This is a genomic window from Roseimaritima sediminicola (assembly GCF_009618275.1).
Lineage (GTDB): Bacteria > Planctomycetota > Planctomycetia > Pirellulales > Pirellulaceae > Roseimaritima > Roseimaritima sediminicola.
In genome coordinates, this window is record NZ_WIAD01000001.1 from 143,258 (window position 1) to 163,816 (window position 20,559).

2 protein-coding genes are annotated in these 20,559 nt (G+C 61.9%); both read left to right on the forward strand.

Features of this window, described 5'->3' with window-relative positions; translation table 11 throughout:
• Window positions 1–144 precede the first annotated feature (144 nt).
• Window positions 145–19,719: a tandem-95 repeat protein gene (locus GE027_RS00480; RefSeq protein WP_153555201.1), complete on the forward strand. Its 19,575-nt coding sequence runs from the start codon at window positions 145–147 to the stop codon at window positions 19,717–19,719.
• Between the two features lie 73 nt (window positions 19,720–19,792).
• Window positions 19,793–20,437, forward strand: a complete 645-nt coding sequence (locus GE027_RS00485) for a hypothetical protein (protein ID WP_237607138.1) — start codon at window positions 19,793–19,795, stop codon at window positions 20,435–20,437.
• Window positions 20,438–20,559 lie beyond the last annotated feature (122 nt).

Here is a 20,559-nt window from a genome sequence, read left to right on the forward strand (position 1 = left end):
GTTCTGATTAGATAGATCCTTGCGCTGGGATTCGACGCTTTTCCCGTCAAATCACTCGGCTTCCCCGCGGCAACACCCGTAAAGTTTCCTAGGGGGCAATCGGTACGAAGTGGGCAAAACAAATCGCCTTTGAGGCTTGGCATAATGACGGAAAAGAAACCGACTCGCGTATTTGATTTCTATCCCCTGGAAGAACGCGTGCTGATGAGCGGCACGGGTGCGGAAGGTCTGGAAGGGATGGACGCCTGCGCGGACGTGGATCCTCAGTTGGCCGAAGCGCTGCTCAGCCAAGCGGTCCAAGCCGATGCGGCCCCGGTCGATGCGAACCTCCAAGACGACACAGCCGGATCGGCCGCAGAGGCTGGCGAGGCGAGCGACGCAGACGAGACAACCGCAGCGGCCGAAGAACAACCGTCATTTGATCCGGCGCGGCCCCTGGAAGTGATCTTCGTAGACGCCGGCGTGGAAGATGCCGACACGTTGCTGGAGAACCTGCGCAGCGATCGCGAGGAGGGTACGCAGTGGTTGGTGGTCCGAATCAACGGCGGCGAAGACGGTGTAGAAACCATCGGCAAGACGCTGGGTGCGTTGTCCAGCGTGGATGCCGTGCACATTCTCAGCCACGGCCGCGAGGGCGCGATCCAGTTGGGCGACGCGACGCTCAGCTCCGATTCGCTCGCCGGATACGCGGGCCAAATCGCAGACTGGGGCCGGGGGCTCGACACCGACGCCGACATTCTGATCTACGGCTGCGACTTGGCCGCCAGCGACGACGGCCGCGAGTTGATCGATTCCCTGGCGGTGCTCAGCGACAGTGACGTTGCGGCCAGCGACGATGCGACGGGCAACACCGATTTGGGCGGCGACTGGCTGCTGGAATATCAGGTGGGGGTTGTGGAAGCGGATGTCGCTTTTACGGAGTACGCCCAGGCCTCCTGGCAAGGTCTGTTGAACGCCCAGCCGCCGACCACACTTACATTCCAGCAAGGTGCAAACGGCTATGGTTCCACCGTCGACACCTATGTTTCCGCATCTCAGGCCAGCAGTACCGACAAGGGTAGCAGTACGGTGCTGCAGGTCGATTACGACGGTGCTGCGGGTCCCACCGCCCAGGCCCTCATTCGCTTTGAAGACATTGTTGGACCGGGCGGGGCACAGATTCCCAGCGACGTCTACATCAGCTCGGCAGCATTAATCGTCAACGCCACGAATGCCAGTAGCACCGGGGCCAACGTGTCGTTGCACGAGATGCTGTCCGCTTGGGACAACACTTCGAACTGGAACTCGTTGGTCGACGGCGTCCATACCAACGACGTGGAAGCATCCAGTCTAGCGGTGTCGACCATCGCGGATCCCACGGCGATTGGCTGGCAAACGTTTGGCGGCTTGGAACACAGCGTCCAGAAATGGGTCAGCGGCACCGACACGAATCGCGGCTGGGTGGTTCAGATCGACGACACCAACGGCTGGGATTTTAACTCGGCCGATCACGCCAGCGCTCCTGAATTGGCCGTTACGTACGTGGCGGCCGCTTCCCAAACCTCCTCGGCTCACACCCTGGTCGTCGATACCACCAGCGATGTTCTGGACGGCGACGCCACCTCGATCGATACGCTGCTGGCCGATCGCGGGGCGGACGGCAAAATCTCGCTGCGCGAAGCCATCTGGGCGGCCAACAACACCATCAACTCCGGCGGTGCGAGCCCCGACGTGATCCAGTTCGGGTTGGGTGCCGGCACGCATACGTTCTCCCTGACCGCTGCGCTTCCCAAGATCACCGACGCCGTGCTTATCGACGGGTATTCGGCAACCGGTGCTTCGGTCAACACCCTGCAGGTTGGCAACGACGCGGCGATTCAAATCCAACTGGACGGTAGCGGGGCCGGCAGCGCCACGGGATTGCACCTGGCCAGCGGCAGCGATGGCTCGACCATTCGGGGCTTGGCGATCACAAATTTCGCCAACAATGGCATCGAGATCGACAGCGCTGGCAATACGATCACCGGCAACTTCATCGGCGTCGACTCCAGTGGTACCACGGCCGCCGGCAACGCGGAACACGGCATCCAGGTCGATGGCGCAAACAATCAAATCGGTGGCACTACGCCGGACGCTCGCAACGTGATTTCCGCCAATGGCAACGATGGCATTCGGATCAATGGCAGTGCCAGCGGCACGACCGTCCAAGGCAACTACATCGGTACCAACGCCGCCGGCGATGCCGCTCTGGGAAACAGTGACGACGGCGTCAGCGTCATGAATGGCAGCTCGTCGAACACCATCGGTGGTGCCGCCTCCGGCGCCGGTAACGTGATTGCGGGCAATGACGCCACGGCGATTTATCTGGAAGGATCGGCGACGGTCGTTCAGGGCAACTACCTCGGCACCAACGAGACCTTGGTGGCCGATCTTGGTAACAGCAAAGTGCAAACAGGCGAGGGTACCATCCGCCTGATGAACGCTACTGGAGCGACCATCGGTGGCACCGGGGCCGGCGAAGGCAACGTGATCGCGTTCGGCGGTGGCGATGGCGTTCTAGTGCAGGGAACCAGTTCGGGCATATCAATCCTGGGCAATGCGATCCATTCCCATGCCGGGATCGGGATCGACCTCGGCGACGACGGTGTGACGGTCAACGACGGTCAGTTTGCCGATACGCCCGACCAGGATACCGGCGCCAACGGCTTACAGAATTTCCCCGTTCTCTCTCAGGTCACGGCCGGTCCCACCCCGGTCGTCCAGGGCTCGATCAGTTCGACTCCCAACCGTACTTTTCGAATCGAATTCTTCGCCAGCGACGCCGCGGATCCCAGCGGTTATGGCGAAGGCCAACGATACCTGGGCTACACCCAGGTCACCACCAGCGCCACCGGCGAATCCTCGATCGTCGCTTCGCTGTCGTCGATGATCCGCACCGGCGAGGCGATCTCGGCGACGGCGACCGATTTGACGACCGGAGAGACGTCCGAGTTCGGCCTGGCGGTGCAGGCAACCAACGTCGCTCCGGATCTGGATGTGGCCGGCACCCCGACACTCGGTGCCCAACAGGAAGACCAAGGTCCGCCCGCCGGCGCCGTCGGTACCGCGATCGGCAGCCTGGTCGATTTCGCTTCGCCCGCGGGCCAGGTCGACAATGTTACCGACTCGGACTACGGCGCGGCCCTGGGGATCGCGATCACGGCCGCCGACACGACCAACGGCTCCTGGTACTACAGCACCGATGCGGGCAGCACTTGGAACGCATTGGGGGTGGTCAGCGATTCGGCCGCGCGTCTGTTGGCTGCCGACGGAAACACCCGCGTCTACTTCCATGCCGACGCCGACTACGCCGGCGACATCACCAACGCCTTGACCTTCCGAGCTTGGGATCAAACCAGCGGCAACAATGGCGACCTATCGCCGGTTGAGCTCTCCTCCTACGCCGTCCGCGACACGTTCAGTAGCGTCTCGTACAGCAACAACAACGGTTCGCAGTCGTGGAGCTCGAGCTGGGTGGAAACCGATAGTAACGGTGGCGATGTCGCAGACGGCCGCTTCAGGGTTTCCAGCGGTGAACTTCGCATGCAGGCCACGACGATTGGTGACAATATTTATCGCGAAGTGGACCTGTCGGGGGCGGTCAGTGCCAGCTTGTCCTTCTCCTATACCAGTGGCTTGGGCGGCAGTGCCGCGGTGTATGCACAGGTCTCCAGCGACGGCGGAGCGACCTACACCACGTTGGCGGACGGAATCTTTGATGCCAGCAACAATACGGGCAGCGGCAACAAGACCTTTGACATCGGTTCGGACATCGCCGCCAACACACGAATTCGGTTCTACATCGCGGGCGGGGAAATCGGGGCGGGAAGCCATTCCTTTTCGGTAGACGACGTCCAAATCACCTATGAATTGCTCGGCGGGGGTGAAACGGCGTTCTCGGCCGCAACCGATACCGCGGCATTGACGGTCAACAACGTCAACGACGCTCCGGTCTTGGCGAACTACAATCCGGTCTACGGTGCTGCCGAAGACGGAGGTTCGTTTGCGGCTACGGTCGGCGATTTTCTCGGCTCTACGATGACCGATGCCGACGCCGGTGCAGCCGAGGGAGCTGCCATTACCGGCTTCAGCAGCACGAGCGGATTTTTAGAGTACAGTCTCGACGGCGGTACGACTTGGTCCCATTTTGATCAGCTCAGCGAAAGCAACTCGCTGTTGCTGCGATCCAGCGATTACATCCGCTTTACCTCGGCTACCGACCACGGCGGCACGCTGCAAATGCAGTATCGCGGCTGGGACCAAACATCGGGATCGGCTGGCGACCATATGGATACGACCACCAACGGTGGGACAACGGCGTTCAGCACGCATACCAATCAGACGACCGTCAATACGGCATCGGCCAACGATGCGCCAATCGCTCAAGACGACACGCCGAGCTTGCACTTTGATGGCTTGGACGATTACGTCAACCTCGGCAGCGATCCGGCCTTGTCCATGACCAACACCATGACCATGGAACTGTGGGCTCGTCCGGACGCCTACCCCGACTCCTCCAGCATTCTGATGAACAAGGAAGGGGAATATGAAATCGGTCTGTCGTCGACCGGTACGCTGATGTGGGGCTTCGCCAACACCGACCCCGGCTGGGCCTGGCACGACACCGGCCATACGCTGCAATTAAATGAATGGGCGCATATCGCAGTCAGCTACGACAATGGCACCGTCCGGACGTATGTCAATGGCCATATGGTCGACCTGTACCATGGCGAGGGAACGATCGGAGACGCCCACCCGACCAAAGACGATCTTCGTATCGGCGGCCGGGAAAACAATCCGGCCGGAAACTATTTCTCCGGAGACATCGACGAAGTCCGGCTGTGGAATACGGTTCGAACCGCCAACCAAATTCATTCCGGCGTCGACACCCCGCTGGCCGGTTCGGAAGCGGGTCTGGCAGGCTACTGGAACTTCAATGAAGGCGGCGGTGCCACGGCCAATGACCTGACCGCCAACGCCAACCATGGCACGTTGACCGATGAAGCCGGAACCGGCGCACCGCTGTGGACCGCTTACTCCACGGGTCAAGATACGACTCTGAATGTCGCCGCGGCCGCGGGCTTGCTCAGCAACGATGTGGACGTCGAGGGAGATGCGTTGAGCGTTTCCGCGGTGGAAGGCCAAGCTGGCCAAGTCGGCAATCAAATCCGAATCGCCTCCGGTGCGCTGCTGACGGTCAACGCCGATGGCAGTTTCACCTACGACGCCAACGACGCCTTCGATAGCCTGGCCGCGGGCGAACAGATCAACGACACATTCTCCTACACGGTCAGCGACGGCAACGGTGGCACCGATACGGCCACCGCGACGGTTGCAATTAACGGTTCGGACGACGCGCCTCGCATCATCGCGGTTTCCGATCTAGATGACGCCGGTAATGAAGTTCTCGAACTGGCCGGCGGCGACGACCACGTCGCCTTGTCGGGACTGCCCGTGCATACCGCAGCCGGCACGGAAGTGACCGTGGAGTTCTGGATGAACTGGGACGGCACCGATAACGTCATGCCCTTCGGATTCGATCGATATGATCTTTGGCTCAGCGAGGGAGGGTTTGGATTTAATACCGGTAGCGGAGATTTGTACGGCATCAGCAGCGCCGGCCTGGCAGGTGGTTGGCACCACGTTTCCGCGGTGTTCCACAATGGCAATCTGACGAACAGTCGATTAATCATTGACGGGGTCGAACAGTCGCTCAGCCAACAAAAGGGAACGCCGAGCAACGCTTCTGCATTCGCCACTTCCAATGCAAGGATATCCGGTTGGCCGTCCAGTGGCACTTACCAATTCAGCGGCCGCATGGATGATGTGCGAATCTGGAACGGCGGGCGTAGCGAAGTCCAAGTACGAGCGGACATGTACCAGACGTTCTCCGGTCCGCAGACCGGCCTGGTCGCTTCCTACAGCTTTACCGGCGCGACCAGCGCCGCCGGCGGCGTGTTGGATGACTCGGGCAACGGTCACCACGGCACGATGTCAGGAATCACCGAAGCCAACATCGTTACGGACACGAACTTTGATCGCTTGGGGGACCACACCGCCGATGAGGATGACCTGGTCACCCTGCGAGTTTCCGCAACCGATCCGGAAAACGATGCCCTTACCTATAACTGGCAACAACTGTCCGGACCGGCCGTCACGCTGAGCGGCAGTACCGAAGCCGCCCCCACCTTTACCGCCCCGAACCAAACCACGGACTATCAGCTGGTCTTTCAGGTAGAAGTCTCCGACGGCACTCAAACCACCACCGAAACCGTCACGATCTCGGTGAACGCCATCAACGACGATCCGGTCAACGCCGGTACCTTGCCTTCGGATATTACGGTAACCGAAGACGTCGCCAGCAACGTCGACCTGTCCCCGATCGACATCAACGACGTCGATCACGGTGGCAGCAATCTCACGTTGACGCTCAACACCTCTAGCGGTGGCGAATTGTTCGCCAGCAGTGGCGGTGGCGTCGTTGTTACTGGCAGCGGTGGCACCACGATCACGCTAGAAGGTCACCAGGACGATCTAAATACGTTTCTCAACAACGTTGCCAATATCCAGTACCTGCATCCGACCGCCAACCTCAATGGCAACAACGCCGATACCATTCGAGTTCGCATCACCGACAACGGAAACTCGGGAAGCGGCGGCGGCGGCAATATCGACCTGGGCACCGTGAACGTCGATATCACAGCGGTCAATGACGCTCCCGTCAACACCGTTCCTGGAACGCAAACGGTCGCGGAAGAAACCACCACGGCCATCGGTGGGATCACGATTGCCGACGCCGATGATGCGGGCAGTAATCTGACCACGCGATTGCAAGTTAACAACGGTGTGCTGAATCTGACGTTGTCCGGCGCAGCCACGATCGCAGCCGGCAGCAACGGCAGTGGTGATTTGACCCTGTCCGGTAGTGCGGCCGACATCAACGCCACTCTGGGCTCGTTGACCTACACCGGCAACACCAATGTGACCGGTGTGGCGGCCGATACGCTGACCGTCACCACCAATGACGGTGGCAACACGGGAACCGGTGGAGCTCAAACGGACACCGACACCGTTCAGATTAATATCACCAACGTCAACGATGCGGCGGTCTTGGGATCGGTCGAAGCCACAGCGGTAAGTTACACCGAGAACGACGGCGAAGTCGCTGTGACGTCGACGCTGACGCTTTCCGACGTCGATGACACCCACATCGAATCGGCCACGGTTTCGATCAGCGGCAACTACACGGCCGGCGAAGATTTCTTAAGGTTCACCGACCAGAACGGCATCACCGGCACATGGAACAACGGGACGCTGACCCTGACCGGCACGGCGACCAAGGCGGAGTACGAAGCGGCTCTGCGCAGCGTCACCTACGAGAACACCAGCGAAATCCCGTCGACCGCCTCCCGCACGGTCCAGTTCACCGTCAACGACGGTGACACCGATTCGGCTGCGGTCACTCGCCAGATCGACGTTACTTCGGTCAATGATGCCCCGGTCAACACCGTCCCCGGCACGCAGACGGTCGCAGAAGAAACCACCACGGCTATCGGCGGCATCTCGATCGCCGATGCCGATGACGCCGGCAGCAACCTGACGACTCGATTGCAGGTCAATAACGGTGTGCTGAACCTGACGCTGTCCGGCGGAGCGACGATCGCCGCGGGCAATAACGGCAGCGGCGATTTGACCCTGTCCGGTAGCGCCGCCGACATCAACGCCACGTTGGCGTCCTTGACGTACACCGGCAACACCGACGTGACGGGCGTCGCCGCCGATACGCTGACCGTCACCACCAACGATGGTGGCAATACCGGAACCGGTGGCGCTCAAACCGACGTCGACACGGTGCAGATCGACATCACGGCCGTCAACGATGCCTCGGTCTTGGGATCGATGGAGCCTGCCGCGATCGACTACACCGAGAACGATGGTGAAGTCGTCGTGACGTCGACGCTGACGCTTTCCGACGTGGACGACACGCACATCGAATCGGCTACGGTCTCGATCAGCGGCAACTACACGGCCGGCGAAGATTTCCTAAGATTTACCGACCAGAACGGCATCACCGGCACGTGGAACAACGGGACATTGACGCTGACCGGCACGGCGACCAAGGCCGAGTACGAAGCGGCTCTGCGTAGTGTTACCTACGAGAACACCAGTGAGATGCCTTCAACGGCGTCGCGCACCGTTCAGTTCACGGTGAACGACGGGGACACCGACTCGGCCTCGGTCAGCCGCCAGATCGACGTTACGTCGGTCAATGACGCTCCGGTCAACACGGTCCCCGGCACGCAAACGGTCGCCGAAGAAACCACCACGGCTATCGGCGGAATCTCGATCGCCGACGCCGACGATGCGGGCAGCAACCTAATGACTCGATTGCAGGTCAATAATGGTGTGCTGAACCTGACGCTATCCGGCGGAGCGACGATCGCCGCCGGCAGCAACGGCAGCGGCGATTTGACCTTGTCGGGCACCGCCGCGGATATCAACGCCACGCTGGCGTCGCTAACCTACACCGGCGACACCGACGTGACGGGCGTTGCGGCCGATACGCTGACCGTCACCACCAACGACGGCGGCAATACGGGCACCGGCGGCGCTCAAACCGACGTCGACACCGTCCAAATCGACATCTCGGCTGTCAACGACGCTTCGGTCCTGGGATCGGTCGAACCTGCCGCCATCGACTACACCGAAAACGACGGTGAGGTCACGGTGACGTCGACGCTCACACTGTCCGACGTCGACGACACGCACATCGAGTCGGCGACCGTCTCGATCAGCGGCAACTACACGGCCGGCGAAGATTTTTTACGGTTTACCGACCAGAACGGAATCACCGGCTCGTGGAACAACGGGACGCTGACGCTGACCGGCACGGCGACCAAGGCCCAGTACGAAGCGGCCTTGCGTAGCGTCACCTACGAGAACACCAGCGAAATCCCTTCAACGGTGTCGCGCACCGTTCAGTTCACCGTCAACGATGGTGACACCGACTCTGCTGCGGTCAGCCGCCAGATCGACGTCACCTCGGTCAATGACGCTCCGGTCAACACCGTCCCCGGCACGCAAACGGTCGCCGAAGAAACCACCACGGCCATCGGCGGGATCTCGATCGCCGACGCCGACGATGCCAGCAGTAATCTGATGACTCGATTGCAGGTCAGTAACGGCACGTTGAACCTGACGTTGTCCGGCGCAGCGACGATCGCCGCCGGCAGCAACGGCAGCGGCGACCTGACCTTGCTGGGCACCGCCCCGGATATCAACGCGACCCTGGCGTCCTTGACGTACACCGGCAACACTGATGTCACGGGGATCGGCGCCGATACACTGACCGTCACCACCAACGACGGCGGCAATACGGGCACGGGCGGCGCCCAAACCGACGTCGACACCGTCCAAATCGACATCTCGGCCGTCAACGACGCCTCGGTCCTGGGATCGGTCGAACCCGCTGCCATCGACTACACCGAGAACGACGGCGAAGTAACCGTTAGTTCCACCATCACTCTCTCCGACGTCGACGACACGCACATCGAATCGGCGACCGTTTCGATCAGCACCAATTACACGGCCGGCGAAGATTTTTTAAGGTTCACCGACCAAAACGGCATCACCGGCAGCTGGAACAACGGCACGCTGACGTTGACCGGCACGGCGACCAAGGCCGAGTACGAAGCGGCTCTGCGTAGCATCACCTACGAGAACACCAGTGAGATTCCTTCGACGGCTTCGCGCACCGTTCAGTTCACGGTGAACGACGGGGACGTCGATTCCGTGGCCGTCTCTCGCCAGATCGATGTCACCTCGGTCAATGACGCTCCGGTCAACATGGTGCCGGGAGCGCAAACGGTCGCCGAAGAAACCACGACGTCCATCGGCGGCATTTCAATCGCCGACGCGGACGATGCCGGCAGCAACCTGATGACTCGATTGCAGGTCAGTAACGGTGTCCTGAATCTGACGCTGTCCGGCGGAGCCACGATCGCCGCGGGCAGTAACGGCAGCGGTGACCTGACCCTGTCCGGTAGCGCCGCTGACATCAACGCCACGCTGGCGTCCTTGACGTACACCGGCAACACTGATGTCACCGGTATCGGCGCCGATACGCTGACCGTCACTACCAACGATGGCGGCAACACCGGCACCGGTGGAGCCCAAACCGACGTCGACACCGTCCAAATCGACATCACGGCGGCCAACGACGCCGCGGTCCTGGGATCGGTCGAACCTGCCGCCATCGACTACACCGAGAACGATGGTGAAGTCACGGTTAGTTCCACCATCACTCTCTCCGATGTCGACGACACGCACATCGAATCGGCTACGGTCTCGATCAGCGGCAACTACACGGCCGGCGAAGATTTTTTGCGGTTTACCGACCAGAACGGGATCACCGGCACGTGGAACAACGGGACGCTGACCCTGTCCGGCACGGCGACCAAAGCCCAGTACGAGGCGGCTCTGCGTAGTGTCACCTACGAGAACACCAGCGAAATCCCTTCGACCGCCTCCCGCACGGTCCAGTTCACCGTCAACGATGGTGACACCGACTCCGCCGCGGTCACCCGTCAGATCGATGTCACTTCGGTCAACGACGCTCCGGTCAACACCGTCCCCGGCACGCAAACCGTCGCCGAAGAAACCACGACAGCCATCGGCGGCATTTCAATCGCCGATGCGGACGATGCCGGCAGCAATCTAACCACACGTCTGCAGGTCAGTAACGGTGTGCTGAACCTGACGCTGTCCGGTGCGGCGACGATCGCCGCGGGCAGTAACGGCAGCGGTGACCTGACCCTGTTGGGCACCGCCGCGGATATCAACGCCACGTTGGCGTCCTTGACCTACACCGGCGACACCGACGTGACGGGCGTCGCGGCCGATACGCTGACCGTCACCACCAACGACGGCGGCAACACCGGCACGGGCGGCGCCCAAACCGACGTCGACACCGTCCAAATCGACATCTCGGCCGTCAACGACGCCTCGGTCCTGGGATCGGTCGAACCCGCTGCCATCGACTACACCGAGAACGACGGCGAAGTAACCGTTAGTTCCACCATCACTCTCTCCGACGTCGACGACACGCACATCGAATCGGCGACCATTTCGATCAGCACCAACTACACGGCCGGCGAAGATTTTTTAAGATTCACCGACCAAAACGGCATCACCGGCACATGGAACAACGGCACGCTGACCCTATCCGGCACGGCGACCAAGGCCGAGTACGAAGCGGCTTTGCGCAGCGTCACCTACGAAAACACCAGCGAAATCCCTTCGACCGCGTCGCGCACCGTCCAATTCACGGTCAATGACGGTGACACCGATTCGGCCGCGGTGACCCGTCAGATTGATGTCACCTCCGTCAATGACGCTCCGGTCAACACCGTCCCCGGTACCCAAACCGTCGCGGAAGAAACGACGACGGCCATCGGCGGCATTTCAATCGCCGATGCCGATGACGCCGGCAGCAACCTGATGACTCGATTGCAGGTCAGTAATGGTGTGCTGAACCTGACGCTATCCGGCGGAGCGACGATCGCCGCCGGCAGCAACGGCAGCGGCGATTTGACCTTGTCGGGCACCGCCGCGGATATCAACGCCACGCTGGCGTCCTTGACCTACACCGGCGACACCGACGTGACGGGCGTCGCCGCCGATACGTTAACCGTCACCACCAACGACGGCGGCAACACCGGCACGGGCGGCGCCCAAACCGACGTCGACACCGTCCAAATCGACATCTCGGCCGTCAACGACGCCTCGGTCCTGGGATCGGTCGAACCCGCTGCCATCGACTACACCGAAAACGACGGTGAAGTCGCGGTAACGTCGACGCTCACACTTTCCGACGTCGACGACACGCACATCGAATCGGCGACCGTTTCGATCAGCACCAATTACACGGCCGGCGAAGACTTTTTAAGGTTCACCGACCAGAACGGGATCACCGGCACGTGGAACAACGGGACGCTGACCCTGACCGGCACGGCGACCAAGGCCGAGTACGAAGCGGCTCTGCGTAGCGTCACTTACGAGAACACCAGCGAAATCCCTTCGACCGCCTCCCGCACGGTCCAGTTCACCGTCAACGACGGTGACACCGATTCGGCCGCGGTCAGCCGTCAGATCGATGTCACCTCGGTCAATGACGCTCCGGTCAACACGGTGCCGGGAACGCAAACGGTCGCAGAAGAAACCACGACGGCTATCGGAGGAATCTCGATCGCCGACGCCGACGATGCGGGCAGCAACCTGATGACTCGATTGCAGGTCAGTAACGGTGTGCTGAACCTGACGCTGTCCGGCGGAGCGACAATCGCCGCGGGCAGCAACGGCAGCGGTGACCTGACCCTGTCCGGTAGCGCCGCGGATATCAACGCCACGCTGGCGTCGCTAACCTACACCGGCGACACCGATGTCACTGGGGTGGCGGCCGATACGCTGACCGTCACCACCAACGACGGCGGCAACACCGGTGCGGGCGGCGTCCAAACCGACGTCGACACCGTGCAAATCGACATCTCGGCCGTCAACGACGCTTCGGTTTTGGGATCGGTGGAAGCCACGGCGGTAAGTTACACCGAAAACGACGGTGAAGTCGCGGTAACGTCGACGCTCACACTTTCCGACGTCGACGACACGCACATCGAATCGGCGACCGTTTCGATCAGCACCAATTACACGGCCGGCGAAGATTTCCTAAGATTTACCGACCAGAACGGCATCACCGGCACGTGGAACAACGGGACATTGACGCTGACCGGCACGGCGACCAAGGCCGAGTACGAAGCGGCTCTGCGTAGTGTTACCTACGAGAACACCAGTGAGATTCCTTCGACGGCGTCGCGCACCGTTCAGTTCACCGTCAACGACGGTGACACCGATTCGGCTGCAGTCACTCGCCAGATCGACGTCACCTCGGTCAATGATGCCCCGGTCAACACCGTCCCCGGCACGCAAACCGTGGCCGAAGAAACCACCACGGCCATCGGCGGAATCTCGATCGCCGATGCCGATGACGCCGGCAGCAACCTATCCACACGTCTGCAGGTCAGTAACGGCATGTTGAACCTGACGCTGTCCGGGGGAGCGACAATCGCCGCGGGCAGCAACGGCAGCGGTGATCTGACCCTGTCCGGCACCGCCGCGGATATCAACGCCACGCTGGCGTCGCTAACCTACACTGGCGACACCGACGTGACGGGCGTTGCGGCCGATACGCTGACCGTCACCACCAACGACGGCGGCAACACCGGAACCGGTGGAGCCCAGACAGACACGGACACCGTCCAGATCGACATCTCGGCCGTCAACGACGCTTCGGTCTTGGGATCGATGGAACCTGCCGCGATCGACTACACCGAGAACGATGGCGAAGTCGCTGTGACGTCGACGCTGACCCTTTCCGACGTGGACGACACACACATCGAATCGGCCACGGTCTCGATCAGCGGCAACTACACGGCCGGCGAAGATTATTTAAGGTTCACCGACCAGAACGGCATCACCAGCACGTGGAACAACGGGACATTGACGCTGTCCGGCACGGCGACCAAGGCCGAGTACGAAGCGGCTCTGCGTAGCGTCACTTACGAGAACACCAGCGAAATCCCGTCGACCGCCTCCCGCACGGTCCAGTTCACTGTCAACGATGGTGACACCGATTCGGCCGCGGTCACCCGTCAGATCGATGTCACTTCGGTCAACGACGCTCCGGTCAACACCGTCCCCGGCACGCAGACGGTCGCAGAAGAAACCACCACGGCTATCGGCGGCATCTCGATCGCCGATGCCGATGACGCCGGCAGCAACCTGACGACTCGATTGCAGGTCAATAACGGCACGTTGAACCTGACGCTTTCCGGCGGAACCACCATCGCCGCGGGCAGCAACGGCAGCGGTGACCTGACCCTGTCCGGTAGCCCCGCTGACATCAACGCCACGTTGGCGTCCTTGACGTACACCGGCGACACCGATGTGACGGGCGTCGCGGCCGATACGCTGACCGTCACGACCAACGACGGCGGCAACACCGGTGCGGGCGGCGCCCAAACCGACGTCGACACCGTGCAAATCGACATCTCGGCCGTCAACGACGCCTCGGTCCTGGGATCGGTCGAACCCGCTGCGATCGATTACACCGAGAACGACGGTGAAGTCACGGTGACGTCGACGCTGACGCTTTCCGACGTCGACGACACGCACATCGAATCGGCGACCGTCTCGATCAGCACCAACTATACGGCCGGCGAAGACTTTTTAAGGTTCACCGACCAGAACGGAATCACCGGCACATGGAACAACGGGACATTGACGCTGACCGGCACGGCGACCAAGGCCCAGTACGAAGCGGCTCTTCGCAGCATCACCTACGAGAACACCAGCGAAATCCCTTCGACCGCGTCGCGCACCGTTCAGTTTACGGTCAACGATGGTGATACCGACTCCGCCGCGGTCAGCCGCCAGATCGACGTCACCTCGGTCAACGACGCTCCGGTCAACACCGTCCCCGGCACGCAAACGGTCGCCGAAGAAACCACGACAGCCATCGGCGGGATCTCGATCGCCGATGCGGACGATGCCGGCAACAACCTGATGACTCGATTGCAGGTCAGTAACGGCATGTTGAACCTGACGCTGTCCGGGGGAGCGACAATCGCCGCGGGCAGCAACGGCAGCGGTGACCTGACCTTGCTGGGCACCGCCGCGGATATCAACGCCACGCTGGCGTCCTTGACGTACACCGGCGACACCGATGTCACGGGCGTCGCCGCCGACACGCTGACCGTCACTACCAACGATGGCGGCAATACGGGCACCGGTGGCGCCCAAACCGACGTCGACACCGTCCAAATCGACATCACGGCTGTCAACGACGCGTCCGTTTTGGGATCGGTGGAAGCCACGGCGGTAAGTTACACCGAAAACGACGGTGAAGTCGCGGTAACGTCGACGCTCACGCTTTCCGACGTGGACGACACGCACATCGAATCGGCCACGGTCTCGATCAGCGGCAATTACACGGCCGGCGAAGATTTTTTAAGATTCACCGACCAGAACGGGATCACCGGCACGTGGAACAACGGCACGCTGACGCTGACCGGCACGGCGACCAAGGCCCAGTACGAAGCGGCCTTGCGTAGCGTCACCTACGAGAACACCAGCGAAATCCCTTCAACGGTGTCGCGCACCGTTCAGTTCACTGTCAACGATGGCGACACCGATTCGGCTGCGGTCACCCGCAAGATCGATGTCACCTCGGTCAATGACGCTCCGGTCAACACGGTCCCCGGCACGCAGACGGTCGCCGAGGAAACCACGACGGCCATCGGAGGAATCTCGATCGCCGATGCGGACGATGCCGGCAGCACCCTAACCACACGTCTGCAGGTCAATAACGGTGTGCTGAACCTGACGCTTTCCGGCGGAACCACCATCGCCGCGGGCAGTAACGGCAGCGGTGATCTGACGCTGAGCGGTACCGCCGCAGATATTAACGCCACGCTGGCGTCCTTGACCTACACCGGCGACACCGACGTAACGGGCATAGCAGCCGATACGTTGACCGTCACGACCAACGACGGCGGCAACACCGGTGCGGGCGGCGCCCAAACCGACGTCGACACCGTGCAAATCGACATCTCGGCCGTCAACGACGCCTCGGTCCTGGGATCGGTCGAACCCGCTGCGATCGATTACACCGAGAACGACGGTGAAGTCACGGTGACGTCGACGCTGACGCTTTCCGACGTCGACGACACGCACATCGAATCGGCCACGGTCTCGATCAGCGGCAATTACACGGCCGGCGAAGATTTTTTAAGATTCACCGACCAGAACGGGATCACCGGCTCGTGGAACAACGGCACGCTGACGCTGACCGGCACGGCGACCAAGGCCGAGTACGAAGCGGCTCTTCGCAGCATCACCTACGAGAACACCAGCGAAATCCCTTCGACCGCCTCCCGTACGGTCCAGTTCACCGTCAACGATGGTGACACCGACTCCGCCGCGGTCACCCGTCAGATCGATGTCACTTCGGTCAACGACGCTCCGGTCAACACCGTCCCCGGCACGCAAACCGTCGCCGAGGAAACCACGACGGCTATCAGCGGGATCTCGATCGCCGACGCGGACGACGCAAACAGTAATCTGACCACGCGATTGCAGGTCAGTAACGGCACGTTGAACCTGACGCTGTCCGGGGGAGCCACGATCGCCGCGGGCAGCAACGGCAGCGGCGATTTGACCTTGCTGGGCACCGCCGCGGATATCAACGCGACCCTGGCGTCCTTGACCTACACCGGCGACACCGATGTGACGGGCGTCGCGGCCGATACGCTGACCGTCACCACCAACGACGGCGGCAATACCGGTGCGGGTGGCGCCCAAATCGACGTCGACACGGTCCAAATCGACATCACGGCCGTCAACGATGCTTCGGTCTTGGGATCGGTCGAACCCGCTGCCGTCGACTACACCGAAAACGACGGCGAAGTCGCAGTGACGTCGACGCTGACCCTTTCCGACGTGGACGACACACACATCGAATCGGCCACGGTCTCGATCAGCGGCAACTACACGGCCGGCGAAGATTATTTAAGGTTCACCGACCAGAACGGCATCACCAGCACGTGGAACAACGGGACATTGACGCTGTCCGGCACGGCGACCAAGGCCGAGTACGAAGCGGCTCTGCGTAGCATCACCTACGAGAACACCAGCGAGATTCCTTCGACCGCTTCGCGCACCGTCCAGTTCACCGTCAACGATGGCGACACCGACTCCGCCGCGGTCAGCCGCGAGATCGACGTCACTTCGGTCAATGATGCCCCGGTCAACACGGTGCCGGGAACGCAAACGGTCGCCGAGGAAACCACGACGGCTATCAGCGGAATCTCGATCGCCGACGCGGACGATGCCGGCAGCAACCTGATGACTCGATTGCAGGTCAGTAACGGCACGTTGAACCTGACGCTTTCCGGCGGAACCACAATCGCCGCGGGCAGCAACGGCAGCGGTGATCTGACCCTGTCCGGTAGCGCCGCCGACATCAACGCCACGTTGGCGTCGCTAACCTACACCGGCGACACCGATGTGACGGGCGTCGCCGCCGATACGCTGACCGTCACCACCAACGACGGCGGCAATACGGGCACGGGCGGCGCCCAAACCGACGTCGACACGGTGCAGATCGACATCACGGCCGTCAACGATGCCTCGGTCTTGGGATCGATGGAGCCTGCCGCGATCGACTACACCGAGAACGATGGTGAAGTCGTCGTGACGTCGACGCTGACGCTTTCCGACGTCGATGACACCCACATCGAATCGGCCACGGTTTCGATCAGCGGCAATTACACGGCCGGCGAAGATTTTTTGCGGTTCACCGACCAGAACGGCATCACCGGCTCGTGGAACAACGGGACGCTGACCCTGACCGGCACGGCGACCAAGGCCGAGTACGAAGCGGCTCTGCGTAGTGTCACCTACGAGAACACCAGCGAAATCCCTTCGACCGCGTCGCGCACCGTTCAGTTTACGGTGAACGATGGTGACACCGATTCGGCCGCGGTCACCCGTCAGATCGATGTCACTTCGGTCAACGACGCTCCGGTCAACAGCGTCCCCGGCACGCAGACGGTCGCCGAAGAAACCACGACGGCTATCGGCGGCATCTCGATCGCCGACGCCGACGACGCCGGCAGCAACCTGACGACTCGATTGCAAGTCAACAGCGGCACGCTGAACCTGACGCTGTCCGGCGGAGCGACGATCGCCGCGGGGAGTAACGGCAGCGGCGACCTGACCTTGTTGGGCACCGCCGCGGACATTAACGCCACGCTGGCGTCGCTAACCTACACCGGCGACACCGATGTGACGGGCGTCGCGGCCGATACGCTGACCGTCACCACCAACGACGGCGGCAACACCGGCACCGGCGGCGCTCAAACCGACGTCGACACCGTCCAAATCGACATCTCGGCCGTCAACGACGCCGCGGTTCTGGGATCGGTTGAAGCCACAGCGGTGAGTTACACAGAGAACGACGGCGAAGTCGCGGTGACGTCGACCCTGACACTGTCCGACGTCGACGACACGCACATCGAATCGGCGACCGTTTCGATCAGCGGCAACTACACGGCCGGCGAAGATTTTTTGCGGTTTACCGACCAGAACGGGATCACCGGCACGTGGAACAATGGCACGCTGACCCTGACCGGCACGGCGACCAAGGCGGAGTACGAAGCGGCTCTGCGCAGCATCACCTACGAGAACACCAGCGAGATTCCTTCGACCGCCTCGCGCACCGTTCAGTTTACCGTCAACGATGGCGACACCGATTCCGCCGCGGTCACCCGTCAGATTGACGTCACCTCGGTCAACGACGCTCCGATTATGGTCACGCCGGGCGTGTTTACGATCGATGAAACCACCGATACCAGCGGCGGTTACCGATTGGGCACCTTGCAGACGATCGATGTCGACCTCGGCGACCGTTTCAACTATGCGGTGGTAGGTGGTCCGGATGCCGGGGTGTTTACCGTCGGTGGTAGCAACGGCGACGAACTGATCATGGACGATGGTTACCTGGAGATTGGCGGGCCGACGGTTTACGAGGTGGTCATCCGCTCAACCGACTCGGGTGGACTGTCCGTGGACCAGACGTTGACGGTGCATGTCAACGACATCAACCAGGCTCCCGAAGCGGCGGACGACCACTACACCACGCTGATCAACGCGTCGGTCGGACTCGATAGCCCCGATCTATTGGCCAACGACACCGACGCCGACATCGCGGACTCGCTACTGGTCCAGGTCGTGGCACCGCCCAGCCACGGTTCGCTCTCGTTCGATGCTCACGGCGAACTGGTTTATACCCCGGACCAAGGATTCTTCGGAACCGATACGTTCACCTATGTTGTCAACGATGGCACGACCACCAGCGAACTGGCGACGGTATCGATCGATGTGGAAGTCTATGTGGGCGGCGCCAACAGCTCCAACATCGGCAGCAGCGGTTCGGCGACTCCCTCCGCGCCGGCCGAATCCGAACCCAGCGAGGTGCAAGAGGGATCGGGCGAGTCTTCCGAAGCGAAGAACGACCACCCGGCGGTCTCCCCCGAAGCGGCTCCGGCCAATGTTCCACAAGCCGTGCCGGCTCACAACGGTGATCGGGACACTTCTCAGGATGGCGACGAATCGTTTGGCGAGTCGTCGGAATCGCGTGCGGGGCGATCTGTATCGCCGCGGCTGGACGTCGAGTTCGATGTACGGGAAGCGAACCAACGCCAGTCGGGACTGTTTGCGGGGTTCAATCCGGCGAGTTCGCGTCTGGAATTATCCGCGATGGAACTGCAGCAACTGGATCAACTGCTGCAGCAAGACATCGCTCAAGCGATCGTCTGGCAGCGTTGGGACGAAATGGCGCAGGAAGACCAACAGGACGCTACGGCGATTGTGATCGGTTCGGTGGGCGTGACCGCGGGGCTGGTGTCGTTGGGGTACGTGGCGTGGATCATCCGCGGCGGAGCGTTTGTCGCTGCCACGCTCAGCTCTCTGCCGGCGTGGCGGGTGCTGGACCCGGCCACCTTCCTGGACGCGTACCGTCGGCGGGACGAACAAGCCGATCATACCGAACGGTTGTTCGAAAAAACGAAGGATGAAAGCCGGTAAACTGATCTTGCCACGGACCCGGCTTGCAAGCGACAGTGCGGAGGAATCGACGCTCCTTGCAAGGACTGCTGGCGTGCCCCCCCGATACCGCCCCCTGACATTGCTACTGACGCTCTGCTGCGCCTGGTTGGCAGTCGCCGGGGGCTGCGGCCGCTTGGCCTATCGCTTGTCGACCCCGGTTCCGGAGCAGGTGGTGGCCAATCCGGTGGATATCCCCCCGGTCGCCGACGACTTTCTGTGGTTGCAAGTCGTCGACGTGGTTGACGATTACTTTCGCATCCAGCGAGAGCGGCCCGTCCAAAATCACCCGGGGCTGGTGCTGGAGGGTCGGCTGGACACCTCCTACCGCGTGGGAGCTTCGATTTTCGAACCCTGGCGCAAGGACAGTACGGCCGGATTCGAGCGTTGGCAAAGCACCCTGCAGTCGATCCGCCGCCGAGCCACGGTATTCGTCCGGCCGCAAGGTTCGGGCTACGTACTGGAGGTGGTCGTACAGAAGGAACTGGAAGACACCGACCGCAGCTTAGAAGCCACCGAGGGGTTGGCGTCGGTTCGCAGCGATGGCACGGTCGAACGAAGTACGGACTCGCTGCCGCAGGCCCCCACCACGCTGGGCTGGATCCCGCTGGGCCGCGACGTAGCGTTGGAACAGGTCATTCTGCAAGACATCCTGGGCCGATTGCAGCAACCCGACGGCCCTTCGCTGCTGCATCACTGAGAGGCCGTGTCGGCGCGGGCCGAGGCGGCTTGACGCGGCGGAACCGGCGGATGTGGTGCGTGAGCCAAACCGTGGACTTTCCGCCAAAACCCGAAGCGTCACGCCGAGCAAGCGGCTTGATC